25 protein-coding genes and 1 pseudogene are annotated in these 21,685 nt (G+C 33.6%); 16 read left to right on the forward strand and 10 right to left on the reverse strand.

Annotated elements, in window-relative coordinates; all coding sequences use genetic code 11:
- Positions 1-194 precede the first annotated feature (194 nt).
- The gene (locus HNQ35_RS07435) at positions 195-392 is read right to left on the reverse strand and encodes a respiratory nitrate reductase subunit gamma (RefSeq protein ID WP_146936088.1); all 198 of its coding nucleotides are present in this window, start codon (positions 390-392) and stop codon (positions 195-197) included.
- A 267-nt stretch (positions 393-659) separates the two neighbouring features.
- Here HNQ35_RS07435 and HNQ35_RS07440 point away from each other — a divergent pair, with 267 nt between their 5' ends.
- The 3 genes from HNQ35_RS07440 to HNQ35_RS07450 all read left to right on the forward strand — a co-directional run bounded on the left by HNQ35_RS07440 (position 660) and on the right by HNQ35_RS07450 (position 1,983).
- On the forward strand, positions 660-1,097 hold the full coding sequence (locus HNQ35_RS07440) for an NUDIX hydrolase (RefSeq protein WP_146936090.1): 438 nt from the start codon (positions 660-662) through the stop codon (positions 1,095-1,097).
- Between the two features lie 9 nt (positions 1,098-1,106).
- Positions 1,107-1,652: a histidine phosphatase family protein gene (locus HNQ35_RS07445; protein WP_146936092.1), complete on the forward strand. Its 546-nt coding sequence runs from the start codon at positions 1,107-1,109 to the stop codon at positions 1,650-1,652.
- A gap of 142 nt (positions 1,653-1,794) precedes the next feature.
- Positions 1,795-1,983, forward strand: coding sequence for a hypothetical protein (locus HNQ35_RS07450; RefSeq protein WP_146936093.1), 189 nt, complete (start codon positions 1,795-1,797; stop codon positions 1,981-1,983).
- On the opposite strand, the pseudogene HNQ35_RS07455 reads toward HNQ35_RS07450, so the two are convergent.
- Positions 1,951-2,684, reverse strand: a pseudogene (locus HNQ35_RS07455) (ISLre2 family transposase); the annotation flags it as partial. The gene HNQ35_RS07450 and the pseudogene HNQ35_RS07455 sit on opposite strands and share 33 nt — an antisense overlap.
- A 341-nt stretch (positions 2,685-3,025) precedes the next feature.
- On the opposite strand from HNQ35_RS07455, the gene HNQ35_RS07460 reads away from it, so the two are divergent.
- The 8 genes from HNQ35_RS07460 (at position 3,026) to HNQ35_RS07495 (ending at position 10,426) form a co-directional block, all read left to right on the forward strand.
- A complete protein-coding gene (locus HNQ35_RS07460) occupies positions 3,026-3,643 on the forward strand; it encodes a hypothetical protein (protein ID WP_146936095.1) in 618 nt (205 codons plus the stop codon).
- Positions 3,636-3,872, forward strand: coding sequence for a hypothetical protein (locus HNQ35_RS07465; RefSeq protein WP_146936096.1), 237 nt, complete (start codon positions 3,636-3,638; stop codon positions 3,870-3,872). The genes HNQ35_RS07460 and HNQ35_RS07465 overlap by 8 nt, the downstream gene beginning before the upstream one ends.
- A 263-nt stretch (positions 3,873-4,135) precedes the next feature.
- Complete coding sequence (locus HNQ35_RS07470) at positions 4,136-5,866, forward strand: ABC transporter ATP-binding protein (protein ID WP_146936097.1); 1,731 nt, start codon at positions 4,136-4,138, stop codon at positions 5,864-5,866.
- A complete protein-coding gene (locus HNQ35_RS07475) occupies positions 5,856-7,673 on the forward strand; it encodes an ABC transporter ATP-binding protein (protein WP_146936099.1) in 1,818 nt (605 codons plus the stop codon). Before HNQ35_RS07470 ends, HNQ35_RS07475 begins: the two co-directional genes overlap by 11 nt.
- 119 nt (positions 7,674-7,792) lie before the next feature.
- The gene (locus HNQ35_RS07480; protein WP_307724217.1) at positions 7,793-8,521 is read left to right on the forward strand and encodes an alpha/beta hydrolase; all 729 of its coding nucleotides are present in this window, start codon (positions 7,793-7,795) and stop codon (positions 8,519-8,521) included.
- A 154-nt stretch (positions 8,522-8,675) separates the two neighbouring features.
- Positions 8,676-9,194, forward strand: a complete 519-nt coding sequence (locus HNQ35_RS07485; protein WP_146936101.1) for a YjcG family protein — start codon at positions 8,676-8,678, stop codon at positions 9,192-9,194.
- The gene (locus HNQ35_RS07490; RefSeq protein WP_146936103.1) at positions 9,191-9,616 is read left to right on the forward strand and encodes a GNAT family N-acetyltransferase; all 426 of its coding nucleotides are present in this window, start codon (positions 9,191-9,193) and stop codon (positions 9,614-9,616) included. Before HNQ35_RS07485 ends, HNQ35_RS07490 begins: the two co-directional genes overlap by 4 nt.
- Before the next feature lie 108 nt (positions 9,617-9,724).
- Complete coding sequence (locus HNQ35_RS07495; protein ID WP_146936105.1) at positions 9,725-10,426, forward strand: YetF domain-containing protein; 702 nt, start codon at positions 9,725-9,727, stop codon at positions 10,424-10,426.
- Here the strand turns inward: HNQ35_RS07495 and HNQ35_RS07500 are convergent, their stop codons facing one another.
- The gene (locus tag HNQ35_RS07500; RefSeq protein WP_146936107.1) at positions 10,427-10,675 is read right to left on the reverse strand and encodes a hypothetical protein; all 249 of its coding nucleotides are present in this window, start codon (positions 10,673-10,675) and stop codon (positions 10,427-10,429) included.
- 159 nt (positions 10,676-10,834) lie between these two features.
- Here HNQ35_RS07500 and HNQ35_RS07505 point away from each other — a divergent pair, with 159 nt between their 5' ends.
- Positions 10,835-11,317 carry a CotY/CotZ family spore coat protein gene (locus tag HNQ35_RS07505; RefSeq protein ID WP_146936109.1) on the forward strand — a complete coding sequence of 161 codons (483 nt, stop codon included), beginning with the start codon at positions 10,835-10,837 and terminating at the stop codon, positions 11,315-11,317.
- A 51-nt stretch (positions 11,318-11,368) separates the two neighbouring features.
- On the opposite strand, the gene HNQ35_RS07510 is transcribed toward HNQ35_RS07505, so the two are convergent.
- The 5 genes from HNQ35_RS07510 to yjbM form a co-directional block, all read right to left on the reverse strand.
- A complete protein-coding gene (locus HNQ35_RS07510) occupies positions 11,369-11,818 on the reverse strand; it encodes a CotO family spore coat protein (RefSeq protein WP_146936112.1) in 450 nt (149 codons plus the stop codon).
- Between the two features lie 175 nt (positions 11,819-11,993).
- The gene (mgtE, locus tag HNQ35_RS07515) at positions 11,994-13,343 is read right to left on the reverse strand and encodes a magnesium transporter (RefSeq protein ID WP_146936113.1); all 1,350 of its coding nucleotides are present in this window, start codon (positions 13,341-13,343) and stop codon (positions 11,994-11,996) included.
- Positions 13,344-13,591: 248 nt separating this feature from the next.
- The gene (locus tag HNQ35_RS07520) at positions 13,592-14,473 is read right to left on the reverse strand and encodes an RluA family pseudouridine synthase (RefSeq protein ID WP_307724218.1); all 882 of its coding nucleotides are present in this window, start codon (positions 14,471-14,473) and stop codon (positions 13,592-13,594) included.
- Positions 14,466-15,290 (reverse strand): NAD kinase, encoded by an 825-nt coding sequence (locus tag HNQ35_RS07525; RefSeq protein ID WP_146936115.1) that lies wholly within the window; start codon positions 15,288-15,290, stop codon positions 14,466-14,468. The genes HNQ35_RS07520 and HNQ35_RS07525 overlap by 8 nt, the downstream gene beginning before the upstream one ends.
- A 19-nt stretch (positions 15,291-15,309) precedes the next feature.
- Positions 15,310-15,915, reverse strand: a complete 606-nt coding sequence (yjbM, locus tag HNQ35_RS07530; RefSeq protein ID WP_146936117.1) for a GTP diphosphokinase — start codon at positions 15,913-15,915, stop codon at positions 15,310-15,312.
- 130 nt (positions 15,916-16,045) lie between these two features.
- Here yjbM and HNQ35_RS07535 point away from each other — a divergent pair, with 130 nt between their 5' ends.
- The 4 genes from HNQ35_RS07535 to HNQ35_RS07550 all read left to right on the forward strand — a co-directional run bounded on the left by HNQ35_RS07535 (position 16,046) and on the right by HNQ35_RS07550 (position 18,508).
- Positions 16,046-16,615 carry a CYTH domain-containing protein gene (locus HNQ35_RS07535; protein ID WP_146936118.1) on the forward strand — a complete coding sequence of 190 codons (570 nt, stop codon included), beginning with the start codon at positions 16,046-16,048 and terminating at the stop codon, positions 16,613-16,615.
- A 137-nt stretch (positions 16,616-16,752) separates the two neighbouring features.
- On the forward strand, positions 16,753-17,151 hold the full coding sequence (locus HNQ35_RS07540; protein ID WP_146936120.1) for a globin domain-containing protein: 399 nt from the start codon (positions 16,753-16,755) through the stop codon (positions 17,149-17,151).
- Between the two features lie 19 nt (positions 17,152-17,170).
- On the forward strand, positions 17,171-18,076 hold the full coding sequence (locus HNQ35_RS07545; protein ID WP_221261451.1) for a ClpXP adapter SpxH family protein: 906 nt from the start codon (positions 17,171-17,173) through the stop codon (positions 18,074-18,076).
- A 252-nt stretch (positions 18,077-18,328) separates the two neighbouring features.
- Complete coding sequence (locus HNQ35_RS07550; RefSeq protein ID WP_146936124.1) at positions 18,329-18,508, forward strand: hypothetical protein; 180 nt, start codon at positions 18,329-18,331, stop codon at positions 18,506-18,508.
- A gap of 56 nt (positions 18,509-18,564) precedes the next feature.
- Here HNQ35_RS07550 and pepF read toward each other — a convergent pair whose 3' ends face one another.
- Together pepF and HNQ35_RS07560 are read right to left on the reverse strand one after the other, a co-directional pair.
- The gene (gene pepF / locus HNQ35_RS07555) at positions 18,565-20,367 is read right to left on the reverse strand and encodes an oligoendopeptidase F (protein ID WP_146936126.1); all 1,803 of its coding nucleotides are present in this window, start codon (positions 20,365-20,367) and stop codon (positions 18,565-18,567) included.
- A 67-nt stretch (positions 20,368-20,434) separates the two neighbouring features.
- Positions 20,435-21,616 (reverse strand): competence protein CoiA, encoded by a 1,182-nt coding sequence (locus HNQ35_RS07560; RefSeq protein ID WP_146936128.1) that lies wholly within the window; start codon positions 21,614-21,616, stop codon positions 20,435-20,437.
- Positions 21,617-21,685: the final 69 nt, after the last annotated feature.

A 21,685-nucleotide genomic window follows, 5' to 3' on the forward strand; every position in this document is an offset into this window, starting at 1 on the left:
ATAAAAGTGCTTAATCTCATAATGATTAAGCACTTTTTATTTTAATTTAAAGACGAAGTGATTTAACTATGTTCTCATAACCTATTCGTGAGCATAATTGTTGTTGTGAGACGAATAGAATAACAGCCAAAAAAGCAAATGCTGCAATAACATAAACTTGAAAGAGTAATGGAACACTTTCATTAAGTTAATACTTAGGGTGAAACGTAAATAATAAATAAGCCTACAACAACCATTGAAACAACAATCCCACCACCAACAATCGCTCCGATATGATACATTTCATTTGTCACACCAATAGCGATGTAAAACTTTTCGGTTATAATAAAGCCCATCACATATCCAATAAGGGCAAAGATAATCCCATAGTCCTTTGTAAATCTCCATTTCATCCTTTTCTAATACAGACGCTACTAGATTAATTAAGTCCCCACCCGCAATTAGCATTGCTTCATGAATTGAAGATGACTTTCTACACGTCATAACGCAGGACCCGACATGCTTCATCACTCCAATATAGAAATTTGTTATTATCCAATATGCCTATAAATGAATAAATGACAACGATAATATTTATAAAAAGTAGAATTTATTTATAAGCTCATATCCATATAGTAAAATAGTGAAAAAGCTTAAGCTTAATAATTGGAGGTTAAAATATGTTTATTGTCAATGTAGAAGGAGCTATTTATAAAGATAATCAATGGTTAATTATTGAGCGAAGTAAAAAAGAAGAACATGCGGCTGGTTTACTCTCTCTTGTAGGTGGTAAAGTGGAGCAAGAAGGTAACACGACCGATATTTTGGAAAGAACTGTACAGCGGGAGATTTTTGAAGAAGTGGGTATCAAGGTAAAAGAAAACTTAACATATATTCATAGCACTTCTTTTATAACAGATACAGGTGAAGATGTGGTTAACATCGTATTTCTTTGTGAATATGAATCTGGTAAAGCAAGCGCTAAAAGTAAGGATGAAATCGAATCGGTCCATTGGATGACATCTCAACAAATAGAGAATCATCCTTATGCCCCATCATACTTAAAAGAAAGCATCATACTTGCTAACAAAATCATCACAACGATGAAAGGTTGTTAAGGAGTTCATATGACTAAAAACATCTACATCATTAGGCATTGTGAAGCAAAAGGCCAATCTCCTGATTCACCATTAACGAATAAGGGATTTATTCAAGCAAATGAACTAGCCATCTTTCTATCTGAAATAAATATCAACCGAATTATTTCTAGCCCTTTCTTACGAGCGATTCAAACGATAAAACCTTTTGCTAAGAACAATAATATTAAAATCGAAAAAGATAGCCGATTATCTGAACGTGTATTAAGCTCAGGAATTTTCTCTGATTGGATGGCTAAACTGAAAGCGACATTCAACGATATGGATTTAAAGTATGAAGGTGGAGAATCAAGTAATGAAGCAAAGGAAAGAATTGTCGCCGTTGTCAAAGATATTATCGCTAGTGATTCTAAAAATACGATAATCGTGGCACATGGTGGAATTATTTCTTTATTATTAAATACCTATGATGAGAATTTTGGCTTTGCTAAATGGAAAAGCTTAAGTAATCCAGATGTCTATCTCTTAACAATTTCCCAAACTGATTTTAACCTTAAGAGGTTATGGAAAAATTAATAAAAAGACCTTCAATATTATTGAGGGTCTATTTTGTTTTATAACATTTCTTCACTACTTATAATATCCTTTAATAACCAATCATATCTTTCCTACAATTACAAACAGTATATATAGTGTATAAATAAGGAGTGACATTTTAATGAAGAACTTGTTACCAATGATTAGTTTTATCATACTTTTTATAGCTGGTTGTTCTCCGGAACAGAGTGAATTTGGTGAAAAGACAATTGAACATATGGCCATGAGTGAAGAAGTTCAAACTTTATTTTCAGAAGGACGAAAAGAAGCGATTTTACTTGACGGTTACAGTGCTTTCATATGTGTCTAAAATGAGCGTAAATGTATTTAAATCATGTTTTTTATGGCAGCTTTCAATTGGTCCTTTAACTCGCTTTTTTTGTATCCAAATGTCCGATTTATTTCTTGAGCTATATGATAGGCATCTAATTGATGGAGGTGTTGCTTCTTTGATTGTGAAAAGGCTTGACGAAATCGCTCTGCTGAATAACCAGCGCCACCATCACTATTCGAAACAATTTGTGTCTGTTCGAGTGAGTATTCATGTGCTGCATAAGTTTGAACTTCTTGCCAAAAACGATCCACAGATTGTGTTGTCATCATCACTTTTGGGTTCTTTAAAGACACACGTTTCCCATTCTTATTCCAACCTTCATAAAAAATACCATGAGACACCTCGTGATGCTTTTTCTTTTTGAGACTACGAACGAAAACACCATCAGCCTCCGCATACAAATAATCAACCTTTTTTCCCTCAGGTAATGACGCTGATTCCTCTAACTCTTGAACCATCTTCTTATCCGCATCTCCCTGGGCCTTTCCAACACGATTTAAAAGATGACCAACCATTGTGTGACTGATGTCTACGGCAGTCCACTCTTTTAATATCTTAGATGATTCCCAGTACGTATTTTCACTTGCCAATTCTGCCAGTTTCACTTCAACTAAAGGACTATGACGCTGGCCTTTTTGAAAACCTAACCACTCATCTAACGGATAATGGGCGTGGCCTTATTGATCGTTCATTAAAACATCCATATCCAGCATCTAATTTACTAGACATGACTCACTTGATTCACTCACTTCTTCTTCCAATCCTACAAAATGCATTTCATCAATAACATTCTTAATCGATTCACTTTCAAATAATGAAGGAAATCAACCATCAACAGTCATTTAAAGTGTATAGCCACATGTATCACACCTTCATCTAATGACATGAAAGACATTTCGAAATAAAAAGCTCTACGTATGACACCTTACTCATTTCCTAATATTCTAAGACAAGCGCCAATTCACACGTACGACAATTGACATAACATATAACAAAACTGAAAGAAAGGAAGATATTTATGTCAAAATGTCAGTCAGATAAATATTGTGGATGTCATTGTGAGGAAAAGCCGTGTTACGAATGTGAATTTCATGAAACGAAAAAATGTCCACCTAAACTGGCTAGTGATTGTATAGTTGTTGATTCACTCATATGCTCTAAAAAAATTTATAAAGTTGCTGAGCTTTCTGTGCCTGTTTCTACTCTAGGTGATATTATTTCAATAGGACCAGGTGGTGTCATCACTCCACTCATATCGCTTACACCGGATTTAAATGGCGTTGTAAGTCAAATTACTGTTGTAAAGGATATGGTTATTAATACAGGTTACCTACCAGCTAATGTCACAATATTAGGTATTGAAACGCCATTACAAATAAACATTCCGTTTCAACAAGAAACGATGTGTCCAGGTGTCTGTCCAGAAGATACAGTAAAAGAATCTCCATATAAAATTGAAGCAAAAGTAACTCAAGGAATTGAAGCCCTTGGTGTAAGTGTTGCTAATATCTTGTTCAAAGTCGTATTATCAACTAATCTAACCGTAACTCGACCAGTTATTACGAAGGCAAAAAATTTAAAAGTTGTTAAAGATGTCAATGAAGATCGTTGCGAATCGAGGGATTGGTATGGTTAAACAAAGCCCGTTTCAACATGATTTATTTGATTTTAAATATATAGAAGAACAAGTTGCAGCTATTAAAAAAAACCAAAAAAGAAAAAAAGTAACAGACTTATCTAATGAAAAAGACTTGACAGAAATTCTTGATAATCAATTATCTGTTTTAAATAAAATTCAACAAATTCTGTCAGAAATAGAAAATAACACAAAAAAGAAAAAGCATTGGTTTAATTTCAAAGATTAATGATTTGTATGATTAGTCATATACGATAATGATAAGAACTCCACTAGTTATAAATTTCAAATAAGGATTGAGTCAATTATATGATTCAATCCTTATGGATTTTATATGCGTAAGTACTCTGTAATATATGTCATTCAATTCATTATTTTATCTTTTCAAAAAATATTTCTATTACCGAAGTAAATATATGGAATAGATAAATGATATTATGTATAATATAATGAAAATTGTTCTCATTTACAGTATATAGGTGGCGATTATGGATGAAGAAAGTTTTATCATATTTAAAACCATATAAAGTTTCAATCATTGTTGCATTTAGTTTAACCATTTTTGAATTAATTGTTGAATTACTTCTCCCCTTCTTTCTAGGTAAAATGATTAATTCAGGTGTTATGTATAAAGACATGAACGCTATCGTTATGTGGGGCTCAATTATGCTTGGTCTTACCCTCCTTTCATTTATTTCAGGGATCATTAATTCTTTTTATGCTTCCCATGCCAGTTTAGGATTTGCTTATGATATTCGTAAAGTGTTATATGATAAGATTCAAGCTTTTTCTTTTACGAACTTGCAACGCTTTCCAACTTCAGGACTTGTCACGAGATTTACGAATGATGTTCGCCAAGTTCAAAACACCATTTTTATGAGTCTAAGAATTATGTCACGCGCACCGTTAATGGTTATCGGTGGCATTATTATGTCTTTTGTCGTTAATGCTAAACTAGCACTTATTTTTTTGATTTCAGTACCTTTACTTGTTGGATTTTTATTATGGGTATTAAAAAAAGCTTCAGCCTTATTTAAGAAATTGCAACAAAATGTTGATATTGTAAATCGTGTCATGCAAGAAAACTTAGCCGGTATGCGCTTAATAAAAGCATTCTTTCGCAGGGATTATGAAGAAACGAGATTTCACAAGGCAAATAAAGATTTAGCTGACGTGACACGATTTACATTTCGCTTTGTCGAATCATCAATGCCTGTTCTCTTATTTATTATGAATTTAAGTCTTCTCTTTATTTTATGGTTTGGTAATCAGCAAGTCTTACAAGGTTCAACTAACGTTGGTGATGTCGTTGCCATTGTTAACTATGCGATGCGAGTATCCATGGCGATATCTATGTTTGCCTTTATTATTATGGCATTCTCAAGAGCAAAGGCATCGATTGAACGAATTAATGATGTATTAGAAGAAGATGTCGATTTAGTCGACCATCCACTTGCCAATCAGAAGCATGTTATTACAGATGGAAAAATAACTTTTCAAGACGTTTCATTCCGTTATCCTAATTCAAATGATGATGTTTTAAAGAACATTTCCTTTACCATACACCCTAAGGAAAAAATTGCTATACTTGGGGCAACCGGATCAGGAAAAACATCACTATTCCAGCTCATTCCGCGACTGCATGATATATCTAGCGGTGAAATATTCATAGATAATCGACCGATTTCCCATTTTACATTAAATCACTTAAGGAAAAGTATCGGTTATGCACCACAAACTCCCTTATTATTTAGTGGAACATTAGCAGATAATATCGCTTGGGGAAAAGAAAACGCATCGAGAGAAGATATAATTCAAGCAGCAAAAGACGCACAAATTCACGATACAATTATGAATTTTCCAGATGGATATGAAACAATTGTTGGGCAACGTGGTGTTAATTTATCAGGTGGTCAAAAGCAGCGTATTTCCATTGCACGTGCACTTATACGTAAGCCTAAAATCTTACTGTTTGATGATAGTACGAGTGCACTTGACTTAGCAACTGAAGCGAGATTATTAGAAAGAATACAAAATTATCATTGCACAATGCTAATCGTTACCCAAAAAATTTCAACCGCTCGCCGTATGGATCGGATTATCTTAATGGATCACGGGCGTATTTTAGACATCGGTACACATGATAAATTATTAACGCATTCAAAACTGTACCGCGATATTACTGTGTCACAGTATGGGGAGGCGTCCATTCATGCTCATTAAAGAATTAGTTCGTCCTTTTCAATATCAAAAAATAGATCTTAATCAAGTTGAGACACAAAAGAAAAAACGGGCAAAAGATACCCGAGGTACAATTAAACGCATATCGGCTTATTTAGCTGCTGAAAAAATAAAGCTCACATTAGTTATATTAATGGTATTATTAAGTACTATCCTAGGTCTTTTAGGTCCTTACCTAATCGGGCGTGCTATTGACTTATATATCGTTACAGAAGCTCATGAAGGATTAAAAACTTTATTAGTTTGGCTTATTTTTATATTTATCGGTCATTCATTAAGTATCTTTTTACAAAATTTCTGGATGGTAGGCATCGCACAAAAGATTGTCTACCAATTAAGAAAAGAGATTTTTCATCAATTTCATCGATTGCCCATTTCTTATTTTGATAAACGGCAGCACGGAGAACTAATGAGTCGTGTTACAAATGATATTGATAATATAAATAACACGTTAAATCAATCCGTTATTCAAATTTTTTCGAGTATATTAACACTCGTAGGAACAATTGTAGTTATGCTATCTTTAAGTCCGATTTTAACGTTTGTGACAATGACAATTATTCCACTTATGCTTCTTGCAATGAGATGGATTACAAAACGTACAGGACCATTGTATAAATTACAACAAAAACATTTAGGTGATTTGAATGGTTTCGTTGAAGAATCAATATCTGGACAACATGTTATTAAAACATACTCACAAGAAAAGCGCGTCATTAAAGAATTCAAAGAAAATAATGAACGCTTGAAGCTGTCTGGCTTCTGGGCATTAACGATAGCTGGCTTTATTCCAAAAGTGATGAATATGCTCAATTACTTAAGCTTTAGCTTAATCGCTCTTGTTGGGGGGATTCTGTATATTTATGACCTTGGTGTAACAGTAGGAATTATTGTCATATTCGCTGAATATGCCCGTCAGTTTACTAGACCACTAAATGAATTGTCTAACCAATTCAATATATTATTATCAGCTGTTGCCGGTGCGGAACGGGTTTTCTCTGTCTTAGATGAGCCAAGAGAAGAAAGTGATGAACGAGATGCAAAAGTGTTAAAGGAAGTAAAAGGACATGTCACATTTGAAGACGTTACTTTCGGCTATGAAGATGAACATATTTTAAAAGGCATATCATTCGAAGCACGTCCTGGTGAATCAATTGCTTTTGTCGGTCATACAGGTGCAGGAAAAACGACAATTATTAACTTACTTTCTCGTTTTTATAATTATGACGAAGGTAAGATTACAATAGACGGTCATGAATTAAATAAAATAACGAGAGAGAGTTTACGATCTCATATGGGTTTTGTTCTACAAGATTCCTTCCTATTTCACGATACAATACGGGAAAATATCCGCTACGGTCGATTGACAGCAAGTGATGATGAAGTTATACAAGCAGCTAAAGAAGCAAATGCTCACGAGTTTATCTCAAATCTTCCTAATGGTTATGATACAGTTATTGATCAATCTGGTAGTGGCATTAGTCAAGGTCAGAAACAACTATTAGCTATTGCAAGAGCTTTTATTGCTAAACCACGTATTCTAATTCTTGATGAGGCAACAAGTAATATCGATACAGTGACAGAATTAAAAATTCAACAAGCTTTGGAACGTCTCATGGAAGGGCGTACGAGCTTTATTATTGCACACCGATTAAATACAGTACAAAAAGCAGATAAAATCATTCTCCTTGAACATGGTCAAATTAAAGAACAAGGTAGTCATGAGAAGTTATTAGGTTTAAAAGGAAAATATTATGCTTTATATCAAGAACAATCACGTCATGAATGATTTTCTCTATGAAGATTTAGGAATGAAAGCATAGCTCAATCTATCAGTTCATGTTAGGATTTACTAAAGAAGGCATATTATTATACCAAATGGGGTAAATATTACAGAGGTGGCATGCATTGAGTAGAAAAAGAAAAGGTAAAATGCTAGAGCAGACGATTGAAAGTGAGTTTTTAAAGGAAAAGATGGACATGCTTATTTATTTTCCAGAAGCGTTTTCACCTATGAACACGTTTCACATATGTATTATGCAAGATGGAGATGATTATTTTCAACTCGGACGTGTCGCTACATTTAGTGATAAGCTTCATGACGAAGCCGAAATTGAAGATACCGTTTTTATCGGCATACATTATAAGGATAAGTATGACCGTCGGAAAAAATATCATCCAAATGGTGAACAACAAGAAGATTATTTTCTCTTCTTGACAGAAGAGGTTGTTCCAAAACTAGATTCAATCTTACCACATGAATTAACCCAATCAAGAGCACTTATGGGAGATTCATTAGCTGGGACATTAGCCTTAATGACCGCAATGAAACGGGCTGATTTGTTTTCTAAAGTCATTATGCAATCACCATATATAAATGATTTGGTGGTTGAAACGGTAAAAAAATCAAATTCCATTGGTGCATTAGACATCTATCACACCATTGGAACTGCCGAAACAAATGTACAAACACTCGTTGAATCAGACGTTGATTTTTTAACACCAAATCGTGAACTTTATACTATTTTAAATGATAAAGGAGGCACATATCATTATAAAGAAATTGAGGGAGGTAAACATACTTGGAAATATTGGCAAGAGGATATGCCTAACGCCTTACGGAAAATGTTTGAATAAACAAGGGGACCACCTCTTGTTTATTCATAATAAAATGAATTTTTTATTTCCAAAGTAAAAATGTTGCAATTTTTATTGAATAATTTGTTATAATGAATTATAATCATTTTTTAATAGTTATTTTTCGAATAATCCAAAAGGAGGTTTTGCACTGATGAAATATGGTATTGCTCTATTTCCAAATAAAACAATTCAAGACGTTGCCAATTCATATCGTAAACGATATGACACACACTATGCTTTAATCCCACCACATATTACATTAAAAGAACCTTTCGAGCTAATCGATGATGAAAGAGATGAATTGATTTTAAACTTGAAAAAAATTGCAAATAAAACAAAACCATTTCAAATCTCAATTCAAAAAGTAAGTTCTTTTCAACCTTTATCAAACACCATCTATTTAAAAGTCGAACCAGTCGATGAATTAACTACCCTACATGAAAAGTTGCATACTGGAAAGCTCCCTAATAATAGAAAACACCCATTTGTTCCGCATATTACAATTGGACAAAACATGAATGATGTTGAATTTTCAGATGTGTATGCTACGTGTCGGATGCAAAAGTTTAATCTAAAAGATACGATAGATCGCTTCCAACTTCTATATCAACTGGAAAATGGCTCATGGACCGTTTATGAAACATTTGTATTTGGAGATGAAAAAATATGATCATTAAAATAGCCGAAACAAACAAAGAAATAAATGATGCATTTTATATTCGTAAGACTGTTTTTGTAAAAGAACAGCATGTGCCTCTTTCTATTGAAATGGATGATTATGACAACGAAGCCATCCATTTTATCGGCTATTTGAATGATGTTCCTATACTTGCTGGCCGTTTACGATTTGTTAATGATTATGGCAAATTAGAACGTATTTGTGTCTTAAAAGAACATCGTGGTAAATCTTTTGGGAAGCATGTTATTCAAAAGATGGAATCAACTGTAAAAAGACACGGCTATGATAAAGCCGTCTTAAATGCTCAAGAACATGCCATTGATTTTTATAAAAAATTAGGATACCATGTCATATCAAAATCATTCATTGATGCTGGTATTCCCCATGTTACTATGGAGAAACACATCGCCTAATATAAAAGCAACAAAGCCAATTCTCACTGCTTTGTTGCTTTTATTATTGAATAATTAACGTCTTTTTGGAAAAGGTAACATTACCTTCTCCATAAGGAATGATTAATAATGAAATATATGTTCATGTTTATTGATACGATATTTAGCTTTTGTGCATTATTTATTTTAACGAAACTACTTGGTAAAACACAAATGTCGCAATTAACCCCTTTTGATTTCATCGCGGCAGTTGTTCTCGGTGAGCTTGTTGGTAATGCATTATTTGATAAAAATGCCGGTATTACAGAAATAGGATTTTTAATCATTCTTTGGGGGCTCCTTCTATATTCTGCTGAAATGATAACGCAAAAATATCGAAAATCACGTTTTCTCCTAGAAGGAAAGCCGTCACTTGTCATTCATAAAGGACAGATTATGTTTGAAGAAATGAAGAAAAATAAAATAGATATCGATGAGTTAAAACAATTACTTCGGTCTAAGGATGTCTTTTCTATCCGTGAAGTAGAGTACGCCATCATGGAATCAAACGGTGATTTATCTGTTTTAAAGAAAGCTGTTTTTCAAAATCCAATTAAAAAAGACTTTAATCTTTATGGCGAATCAACTTACCTCCCTTTTACGATTATTAGTGATGGAGAATTGATTGAAGACAATTTGAAAGAGGCAAATTTAACGAAAGAATGGCTTATACAAGAATTAACGAAACAAAAGATTTCTCATATAAAAGATGTGCTATATGCTGAATATACAGAAGGTGAACCTCTATTCATTCAGACTTACACCGAAAGAAATAATGAAGAAAGCACTTAATTATACACAATGATCTATAAACAAACCTTTATCACTTATTATTATCGGATAATCGTCAAATCGATATAATTTTCTTTTCTTACGTCGAGCCTTTCCCATCCGTGGGAAAGCTTTTTTAAATGGTTCTTTCTCGGGACGAAAAGTAACCTTATACGGCTGATTGATATACATGCGATTTTTATCTGTATGAATCATTCGTTTCTGATAATCATTTCCTACATAATCAACAATTGGTAATTGATACCCCATAATAATCCCTCCTTCATATTTATTATAGCAGATTAAATGTGAATATCAGAATATTTATTATTTAAGAGAATAAGTGGTTAGAACATATGCCCACACCTTATCATTTAAGACTCATATCTTATTATGGAACGATAAATCATTAGAAGGGAGAAATTATTTATGGGTTGTGGATGCGATAAAAAGCATGGTAAAAATTGCGTTTGTGAAATAGTAAAGGAAATTATCGATGCTCAAAATGATATTACAGAAAATTGCTGTATTACAAGTTGTGAACAATCAATTAATGACCTTTTAGGAGAAACAGAACCAGGAACGGGATTAGATACTGTACCAATTATTTTATACTGTGAAGGGAATTGCAAACCATTTCAAGGATTTGGTGCGCTACCAACAAGAGATGTTGACAGTGTTGGAAAAATGCAAGGTAGTTTCATTTTCCGTCCGAAAAAAATGCTTCATGACTGCTGTGCAGTCCTTGAATTAGTTCGTTCAAGAGATGAATCACCAGATAAATGTGGATTTAAAAGTCCTTGTGAACAAAAAACAACTAATTTAGAAGCAACTGGCATTTGTATCACTGTTGATCTGAAATGTTTCTGCCACATCACATGCTTACCAGCCGTTTCTTTGTTTAATAATTAACAAAGAAATAGATACCATTGAAAAGAGGAAATCCCCCTTTTCAATGGTTTTTTATCTTCTGCCCCACCCGATCAATTTAACATGTGTAATGTCATCTATAGATATTTTGACACGTTTTCGGTGCACAATAAGAGTAACTGTATCATCTTCAATTGAATGAACAATTCCACGATGTTTCTTATTGTGAACGATAATTTCACAACGAAGTTTAGGTGTATATTTTGGATGACGTGATAAATATGTTAGTCTTTCACGTATTGTCATTTTCTGAAATCTTTTCGAGTCTGCCTCATTAACTGTCAATTCTTCGACATCATGATCCAGCATATTTTGCTTATTAGACCTTCGTCGATATGATGTGTTTTTTCTAATTTGTCTCTTTCTCATTGATAGAGACTCCCTTCTAGTAAAAGAGTGCTTTTGCATATTTGCTTTAGGTATGTTCAAGTGCGGCTGATTGATATAATAAATAGGATGATGTGATTCCTCGCTTTTAGACATTCACTAGACTCCTTTCTGAACATGTAATTATTTCATTATATGAGCCTATTTCAAAAAATGTGTTTAAAGAAAATAAAAACAGCCTTAGATCTCTCAAATAGAGCTAAAGCCGTGTAAGTCAGATTTTTATTATCTCTGTCTACTTGAAAAAGTCACATTCACTTTGTCAAAGTCTTTAGTCAATAAGTAAATTCATAAAGGCTGTTGCAATACCAAAGTAAATGACGATAGATATGATGTCATTGATTGTTGTAATAAATGGTCCTGATGCAACCGCAGGATCAATCTTTAAGCGCTCCATAATTAATGGAACTAAAGAGCCAGCCAATGTTGCAACAGTCAAAGTAATCATAAGCGTCACTCCGACTAATAAACCTAAATAAAGCTGTCCCTTCCATAGAGCAATGATTCCAAAAATAACAACTCCACAAACAATCCCAATAATAAGTCCTGTGCCAGCTTCTTTTAGTATCAGTTTAAACTTATCTCCCTTTCCATATTCTCCCGTCGCTAACCCACGGACAGCTACAGCTAATGCCTGTGTTCCTGTATTTCCTGCTGTTCCAGCTATAACAGGGATAAATGCTGCAAGTAATGCAACTTGGGCAATCGTTTCTTCAAACATGCCGATTAAGCTTGCTGTTAACATCCCTAAAAAGAGTAAGATAATTAACCATGGCAACCGCTTTCGTGCTGCTGCTAAAGGATTATCCTCTGGTCGATCAACATCAACTGCTGCTAACTTTGAATAATCATCACTTGCTTCTTCATCCATAACATCCAGTATGTCATCTACAGTAATAATTCCTAAAAGATGTTTTCTAAAATCAACGACAGGTAAAGCTAAAAAGTCATAATCTCGTATCATTTGCGCAACTTCTTCTTGGTCTTTACCAACTGATACGTAAACAACATTTTCTCCCATTATGTCTTCGATACGAGTATCTTCATCAGATATAATTAAGTCACGTAAGGATAGCACACCGACTAAATGCTTATCCTCATCAACGACATAAAGGTAATATATCGTTTCAGCTTCAGGTGCATCACGTTTTAACTGTTCTAATGTCTCCTTAACTGTTTGCGATTTATTTATGGCAACATATTCCGTTGTCATGATACTTCCAGCTGTTTTCTCTTCATAATGGAGAAGCTTTTTTATTTCATTAGCAGATTCTTCATCCATAATGGTTAAAAAACTTGCAACCTTATCCTTCTCCATCTCATTTAATACGTCTACAGCATCGTCAGTCGCCATTTCTGCTAGAACAGCCGAGGAAAATCGCGGGTCCATTTCTAATATAAATTCTTCTGTATCATATAAATCAATATGCTCCATTAAATTAGCAACTTCTAATGGGGATAAATAGCTATATATTTTCATGCGTTCTTCTTTAGATAATTCCATATAAAATAACGCTTGATCATATGGATGTAGATCTAAAAAAATCGTGCGAAATTGCTCAATCTCATCCTGTTGGAGAGCTACTTTAATATTTAAATGTTCATTATCCTGTTTTCCCATTTAAATGACCTCATTTCTTGAATAAAGAAATATCTATTAGGTAATCGATTATAATAATCGTATCATGCTTTTTCAAGTATGAATATATCTACTCTATCGTATATGATTGGCAACTTTTCTTCAAGAATCCAATAAAATAATTAGAACATGTAAATATGAATGATGACAATAGATGTTATGACGTACTTTACAAGTATTAATAAAAATAAGTCACAAATCAAGAAATGATGGTCTCATCCTAAACATGACTACGTCTTCTCTGTTAATCCGAGCATGTCAGATGGTATGGAGGATTGAAACACTAAATGCTTATTCGAAATCGGATGTAGGAAAGATAGCTCCGAACAATGTAACGCATGGCGTTCACACGTGCTTCCACCGTATAAATCATCTCCTACTATAGGACATCCTAAATAAGACATATGGACCCTAATTTGGTGTGTTCTTCCTGTTTCTATAACGATATTTATTAATGAATAGCTATCTTTTTCCCAAACGACTTCATAATGTGTTACCGCACGTTGTCCATCACTTCGGACTGTTCGCTCAATAATTGAATCTTCTTTTCGGCCAATTGGTTGATTGATTGTTCCTTTCTTTTCTTCTAAAATCCCCTCAACTATTGCATGATAGCGCCGTTTAATATTTCCTTTTTGTTGCATTTTTGCAAGTAGTGAATGGATATATCGATGTTTAGCAATTAATAATAAACCAGATGTATTCACATCCAGTCTCGTTACAATATGTACCGTATAAGGCAATTTTTTTTCTTTATAATAAGCTATTACTCCATTAGCAATTGATGTATCCGGATGATGCATAGACGGAATGGATGCCACCCCTGCTTGTTTATTTATAACCATCAATGCATCATCTTCATATATAATATCAAGTGGCATAGGTGTTGCTATTATCGTATTATTTTTTTCAATTGGTAAAGTGACAGAAAGTTTATCACCGGCTTTTAAGACTGCTCTAACGGTCTTTTCTTCGCCATTTAATAATATTTTTCCACCATCAAATTTAACTGCTTTTAATATCCGGCGAGAAAATTGTTTCTCAGTTTTTAAATACGTCCCAATTGTCATGCCGTGACATGTGGATTGAATGGTCCATTCCATATTAATCATGTTGACCTCTGAAAGTCTTATCACCTTCAGCTATGAACGAGTCACGGACACGATTCCAAAATGGTACGGGACGATATCTGGCAAAACGAACCTTTTCATCAGCGACACGACAACGGATAGATTTTATCTCGCTATATTGTTTTGATAAATGGTCAACTGTCATTAGAAAGCTTTGATCAGCTGCGGGTTTTAAAATACATTGGTGATGTTTAGGTAATATAAGCGGTGAACCAATCGTTCTAAAAACCCGATTATTAATCGATGCCATTTCAGTTAATTGAATCGCTTCAATTGAAGGATGGATGATGCCACCACCTAGCGCTTTATTATACGCTGTACTTCCAGATGGAGTCGAAATACATAAACCATCACCACGGAAAGTCTCAAAATGTTCACCTTTTATTTCAACATCTAATACGACAGAACCATCAGCTGTTTTAATTGTCGCTTCATTTAGAGCAAGAAAGCATACATTTTCTTCTCCAGATTGAGATTGTATGTCAACTTGTAAAAGTGGGTACTCGACTACGTTATAAGGTGTCTTAGCAATTTCAATGATTAACTTTTCAACTTCACTTGGTAACCAATCAGCATAAAAACCGAGATGCCCCGTATGTACCCCGATAAAAGCTGTACGATCCAAGCGATGAACATACCGATGAAATGCTTCGAGAAATGTTCCATCTCCACCAACAGAAATAACTAAATCGGGTTCTTCTATATCATAAACAAGATCAAATTCAGTCAGATAACGCTTTATCGTTTCTTGTATTTCATTTGAACGCATATCCCCTTTAGAAACGATCATAAATTTCATATGAATATCTCCCTTTTTCTCATTTTTGGTAAAAAAGTCGTTGTGCTTCCTGAACTTCATCACGTATTTTAGACATTTCCTCATCAAGCATAAACGCTGCTTCAGCCGCCATTTTAAGTCTTGCTTTAATTTTTTCAGGAATGCTCCCTTTATATTTATAATTTAATGAATGTTCATTGGTTGCCCAGAAATTCATTGCTAATGTACGAATTTGAATTTCTGCCAGCACTTCTTTCATTCCATGAATCGTCTCCACGGGGTATTCAACAATAATATGATAAGAACGATAACCACTTTCTTTATTTTTTTCAATATAATCTTTTTCAGCAACAATTTTTAAATCTTTGCGTTCACGAATCATATCCACAACCATATAAATATCTTCTACAAATGGACAAACAACTCGAACACCGGCAATATCTTGAATCTCTTCAATTTTATTCAATGGAATTTGTTTTCTTTCGGCTTTTTCTAATATGCTTTGGACAGGCTTCACACGTCCTGTAATAAATTCAATTGGAGAATGTCTAGATTCATATTCAAATTGTATCCGCATTCCTTTTAACTTCACTTTTAATTCCTCTACGACTTGAGCATAAGGAGCTAAAATGGCTCCCCAATTCATAATATCCACCACCTATCTCTTGTCCATTCTTTTCTTATTTTAACATAAGTTGTCACAGGGTATAACTTTTGCGTATTAAGTTGGATTTAGAGATAATTGAATAAGAGTTATCATTGAATGGAGACGAGAAATGACACAAGAAATTGAAATTGAATTTAAGAACTTATTAACGAAAGAAGAATACAACATCTTATTAAATAAATTACCATTTCCAGAACAAGGCAAAAAACAAATCAATTATTATTTTGAAACAGAATCATTAGATTTAAGGTCAAGACGATGTGCTCTTCGCATTCGTGAGAAAGATGGAACATATTTTTTAACATTAAAAGAACCATTCAAAACGGGACTATTAGAAACCCATGATATCTTAACAAAAAATGAAGCTTTTCATTGGATATCTGGCAAAATGATCTCAAAACCGAATACATCAAATCGTTTAAAGCTATTAAATATTAATCTCTTTGATTTACAATACATTGGAAGCTTAACAACCATTCGTCGTGAATACAATCACAACGGTTTTATTATCGTTTTAGACAAAAGTATGTATAATGGACATACCGATTATGAACTTGAAATAGAAGCATCATCTTATATAGAAGGTGAAAAATATTTTTTAGCTTTACTTCATAAATATCAGATTAAGCAAAAAACAACACCTAACAAAATCGAACGATTCTTTAACAGTAAAAGATAACATGCAACATATCAGATAATTTGCTGAAACAAAGATACGTTGCTACAATGATATATACTAAAATAGTTGAAAGATTATTTAAATGATTTTGTTATATTTATCATAGATAATATACAAAAGAGCGAGGGATATGACCTATGCAACAAGATATAATAAATAATAAATCGGAAACTATTTACGATGCCATTGGTGGTGATTCAACAATTAAAGCACTTGTTAAAGCATTTTATAAACGTGTAGGTAAACACCCTAAATTAACGCCTATCTTTCCTAAAGATTTAACGGAAACTGAAATCAAACAATATTGGTTCCTAAGCCAGTTTTTTGGTGGTCCGAAGTTATTTAATGAAAACAGAGGACACCCAATGATGAGAAGAAGACATCTCCCATTTGAAATAACACCATCTAGACGAGATGCATGGTTAGATTGTATGGCTAAAGCTTTAGATGAGGTTCAAATAAAGGAACCGTATCGTACGATGATGTTTGAGCGTTTAACATTAACAGCCCATCATATGGTTAATACATCTGATTAAGGAAAGGAGAATCGGTGTGATGTGGAGTCAGTCTGGGTTAGTTAACACGAAAGAAACAAATACATCGGCTGTCGATTCCTCTTTTAATTCAGCTTATAAACCAATTGAAATGTATGTCTTTCTTGATCCACTTTGCCCTGATTGTTGGGAAATCGAACCATATTTGCGTAAGCTTTCAATAGAATATGGACGTTTTTTCACCATTCGTCCAGTATTAAGCGGTCGTAATAAGGCTTTGGAACTTTATCAACTACATGTTTCTAGAAAAATCAGGGAAATTTATCATCAATCATATCAGAAAATACACCGTACAAGTGATATAAAGGCAAAACGAAATCATCTCATTCACACACCCGATATGATCTCATTAGCAATTAAAGCAGCTGAATTACAGGGTAAACGAGCTGGAAGGCACTTTTTAAGAAAAATACAGGAAAAGTTATTTTTAAATTGGAAAGACATTTCACATAAATCGATTTTAATCGAATGTGCTAACGAAGCTGGAATAGATTTAGAGGAATTTAAGAAAGACCTATATTCATATACAGCTAAAAAAGCATTACAATCTGACATTAAACTTACTTATGAAATGAATATCGACCGTTTACCAGCTATTGTTTATATAAATCATCAAACAGATGAACAAGGTATAAAAATTTCGGGCTTGTATTCATATGATATTTATGTGCAAGTATTAGCTGAAGTGATGAATACACAACCGATTCCGTCCGAAAAACCATCATTAATTCAATTTATTCGATATTATAAAATGATTAGCACGAAGGAAATAGCAATTATATATGATTGGCCATTATCTAAAGTAAAACGTGAACTTAAAAAGCTGCAACTTAAACAATTAGTCGAATATATACCTGGAAAAAAAGAATCATTTTGGAAATACGTAGAGCAAAATCATGTTAAATAAAATAGAAGAGGATATACGGGGCAGCGTATATCCTCTTCTGTTTCTCACGGTCTTTGTATATTATAACAAAGGGGGATGGGAGAAAGATTCATGATCAAACAAAGGGGTTTTGTTTGTGATTCATCTCACAATTATATATTAACAAGGTAATCTATAGATTTCAATCCCTTTGTGTAATCTTTCACAAATTGTTCACTTCTATTTTGAATTTTAGTCACATATGATATAACGACCATTTTTAGGGGGGATTTTATGCGTGAATTCATACCGTTCGGTTTCTTAATTATAACGATTGTCTCTTTCTTTTTAAATATTTTAGGCTTGATGCAACTCATGCCACTTTACTTTACACTACCACTTCTATTCTTCTCAATTTACTTCACGATCTTTTCATTTACACATCGGCGCGTTTATCGGGGAAGAATGCGCTGAAGAAAAATCTATATAGCTTAAAAGAGGCCTATCATACGGCCCCTTTTAAATTATTTTTATAATAATTGTTCCATTTTCTTGAGGTTTTCTTCAAACACATCTAATGCATCTAAAATCGGCTGTTTTGAGGTCATATCAACGCCAGCTCGTTTTAGTACTTCGATTGGATAATCACTGCTACCTGCTTTTAGGAAATGAATATAACGATCAACCGCACCATCTTCTTTTGAAAGAATTTTATGAGCTAGAGCTGTTGCCGCAGAGTATCCAGTTGCATATTGATAAACATAATAATTGTAATAAAAATGAGGTATTCTAGCCCATTCCAGACCAATTTCTGGATCAGAGACAACATCTGCTCCATAATACTTCTTATTTAATTCATGATAAATCTCTGTTAATTTATCAGCCGTTAAAGCCTCACCTTTTTGCATTCTTTGATGTATATCATGTTCAAATTCTGCAAACATTGTTTGGCGGAACACTGTTCCACGAAAACCTTCTAAGAAATGATTTAATAAATAAAGTTTCTGTTTTTCATCTTTTAAATGATTAAGCATATAATCATTTAATAGTGCTTCATTACATGTTGAAGCAACTTCCGCAACAAAAATAGAGTAATTTCCATAACGATATGGTTGTGTTTTTCTCGTGTAATAACTGTGTACGGAATGCCCTAATTCATGTGTCAATGTATATAAGTCATTTACTGAATCTTGCCAGTTAAGTAAAATATATGGATTGGTTCCATACGCCCCCGATGAATAAGCACCACTTCGTTTACCAACGTTTTCCTCAACATCAATCCAGCGGTCTTCAAAACCTTGTTTTACGATATTAACATATTCTTCTCCTAATGGTTGTAAGCTATCTAGTACATATTGTTGTGCTTCTTCATATGTCACCTTCATATCAACATCTGTTACAAGAGGTGTATAAATATCATACATATGCAATTCATCAAGACCAAGGACTTCTTTACGCAATTTTAAATATCGATGTAATAAAGGTAATTTCTCATTCACTGCTTCTACTAAATTCTCATATACTTGCTCTGGAATATTATTACCATATAATGCGGCTTCACGTGCCGATTTATACTTGCGAACTTTCGCATTAAAATTGTTTGCCTTTAAATTACCTGTTAAAGTTGAAGCAAATGTATTTTTATATTTTCCATACGTATCATACATCGCTTGAAATGCTGCTTTACGTACATTTCTATCTTTCGATTCCATGAAAGTAATAAAACGCCCATGTGTTAATTCAACTTCTTCTCCATTTTCATCTTTAATCATCGGGAATTTTAAATCAGCATTGTTTAACATACTAAATGTTTGGGAAGAACTCGATAATGCATCGGATGCTTCGGCTAATATTTCTTCTTCTCGTTCACCAAGCACATGGTCCTTTTGACGTAAAATACGCTCAATCGTATGTTCATACAGCTTCAACTCTTCTTTTTCATCCAAGAATGATTTTAAACGTTCTTCATCTATACTTAGTAATTCTGGTACGATAAAACTCATCGTACTATATGCCTCTGTTAACACATGGTCAGCTTTTGCATTCATTGCTTGATAAAATGAATTCGTCGTATCTTGATCATAACGCATATGGGCATATGTATAGAGCTTTCCTAGTCGTTCAGATAACTCATCTTGTAATGTAAACACTTCATAAACTTGCTCAGCTGATTCATGTAGTGTGCCTTGTAACTCTTTCATTTTTGGCAAATCATTTTGTAGTTTATTTAATTCTTCTTCCCATAAATCATCGGTAGCAAAAATATCTTCTAAACGCCATGTTCTTTCAACTGGAACATCGCTTCTTTTTTGTAATGTTTTTGCTTGTGACACATTCCATTCCTCCTTCAATATGATTATTAATCATTTTACTCCATTCAAAACTTTCTTTCAAAATATTTCACTTCGGTTTGCGAAGTTTTTGCTTTAGTATATCTATTAACTTTTTATCCTCTTGAAGTGAGTCTTCTATATGACGAGTAGGTAATATCTCTTTCATTTTACGATAAATATGGGAATTTATTCGTTTTAAATAACCTAACTTTACTAAGAGATTCAAATATTGTTGAATAGGTTCTTGTGGCATGACTAGGAGGGGATAGTCTGAATGCGAATAACGCATTGACTGAAGTTGATGTATACATGTATTTAATGAAAATGTTCCTCCTACGGGAAGTGGTCGTAGGATTTTTACATATATATAACTTTGCCACTCTTCAAGTGGAATCTTCATTAAGTAGGAAGAATAAACAGGAAGATAAATGATAGATGGTAAATGTTCCACATGTAAATGATGATGATATAACCATTCTTGCCATTTACGTTCTCTTCCAGTTAATCGATAACGTGGTCTGAGCCGAAATTGTCTTTTTTCTTCTCTCCATAAATAAAGCAGTTCTTCTTTTGTAAAGCGTTTATTTTGAAATATGTCAATGAAGCTTGCTCGATGTAAAGGGAGATATCTTATTTTAGCTAATGCTCGGGTTTGCTGAGTAAGGTGAATATCTGAAACAGTCGTGAATAATAATGCATTTGGATCAAAGTAGTATAAAGTCGATGGATGGCGTGGATGTAATTGATGAATAAAGTGGCGAGTAAAGGTGTCCATTCGGATATGTAATGGACCGAATCTCTTTAATAATTTAGTTCCTAATATCCAGATGGATGGGAGTTCTAATTTCTGATAACCTCTTTGTCTATCGATAACTGATGCAACTGGGAGGCGGACACATTGATATTCAATCGGGATTTGCCTTTTCTTCCATTCTAAAAAAAGATCAGCTCGTTGTTTAATTGACTCAAAGTAAACCTCCAGTTGAACTTGGTTTCCTTGTTGTTTTAACCAGTTATAAAGTTTCATTTTACCTGTCTCATGATATGTTCCTTCGCCCCCCTGATTTGAAGGACAAGCTGATTCTGCTTGATGTGAAAAATGGGGTATGTTTATTTTACCAGCCTTGATGATTAGCTTTTCATTGCAATCGGGACAGAAAAAATCATCTTGTTTTAATCGCTTAATTTCTTCACGTGTCAAGGTAGCTAACGTAATCACCTGACCCGCATGATTGATAGCTGATAACATAATCAATCTCACCTCGTATAATTATATTCGACACGTTGACATGGATTTCCTGCTCTATTTATCAAATGA

This window comes from Cerasibacillus quisquiliarum (assembly GCF_014202495.1).
Classification (GTDB): domain Bacteria; phylum Bacillota; class Bacilli; order Bacillales; family Amphibacillaceae; genus Cerasibacillus; species Cerasibacillus quisquiliarum.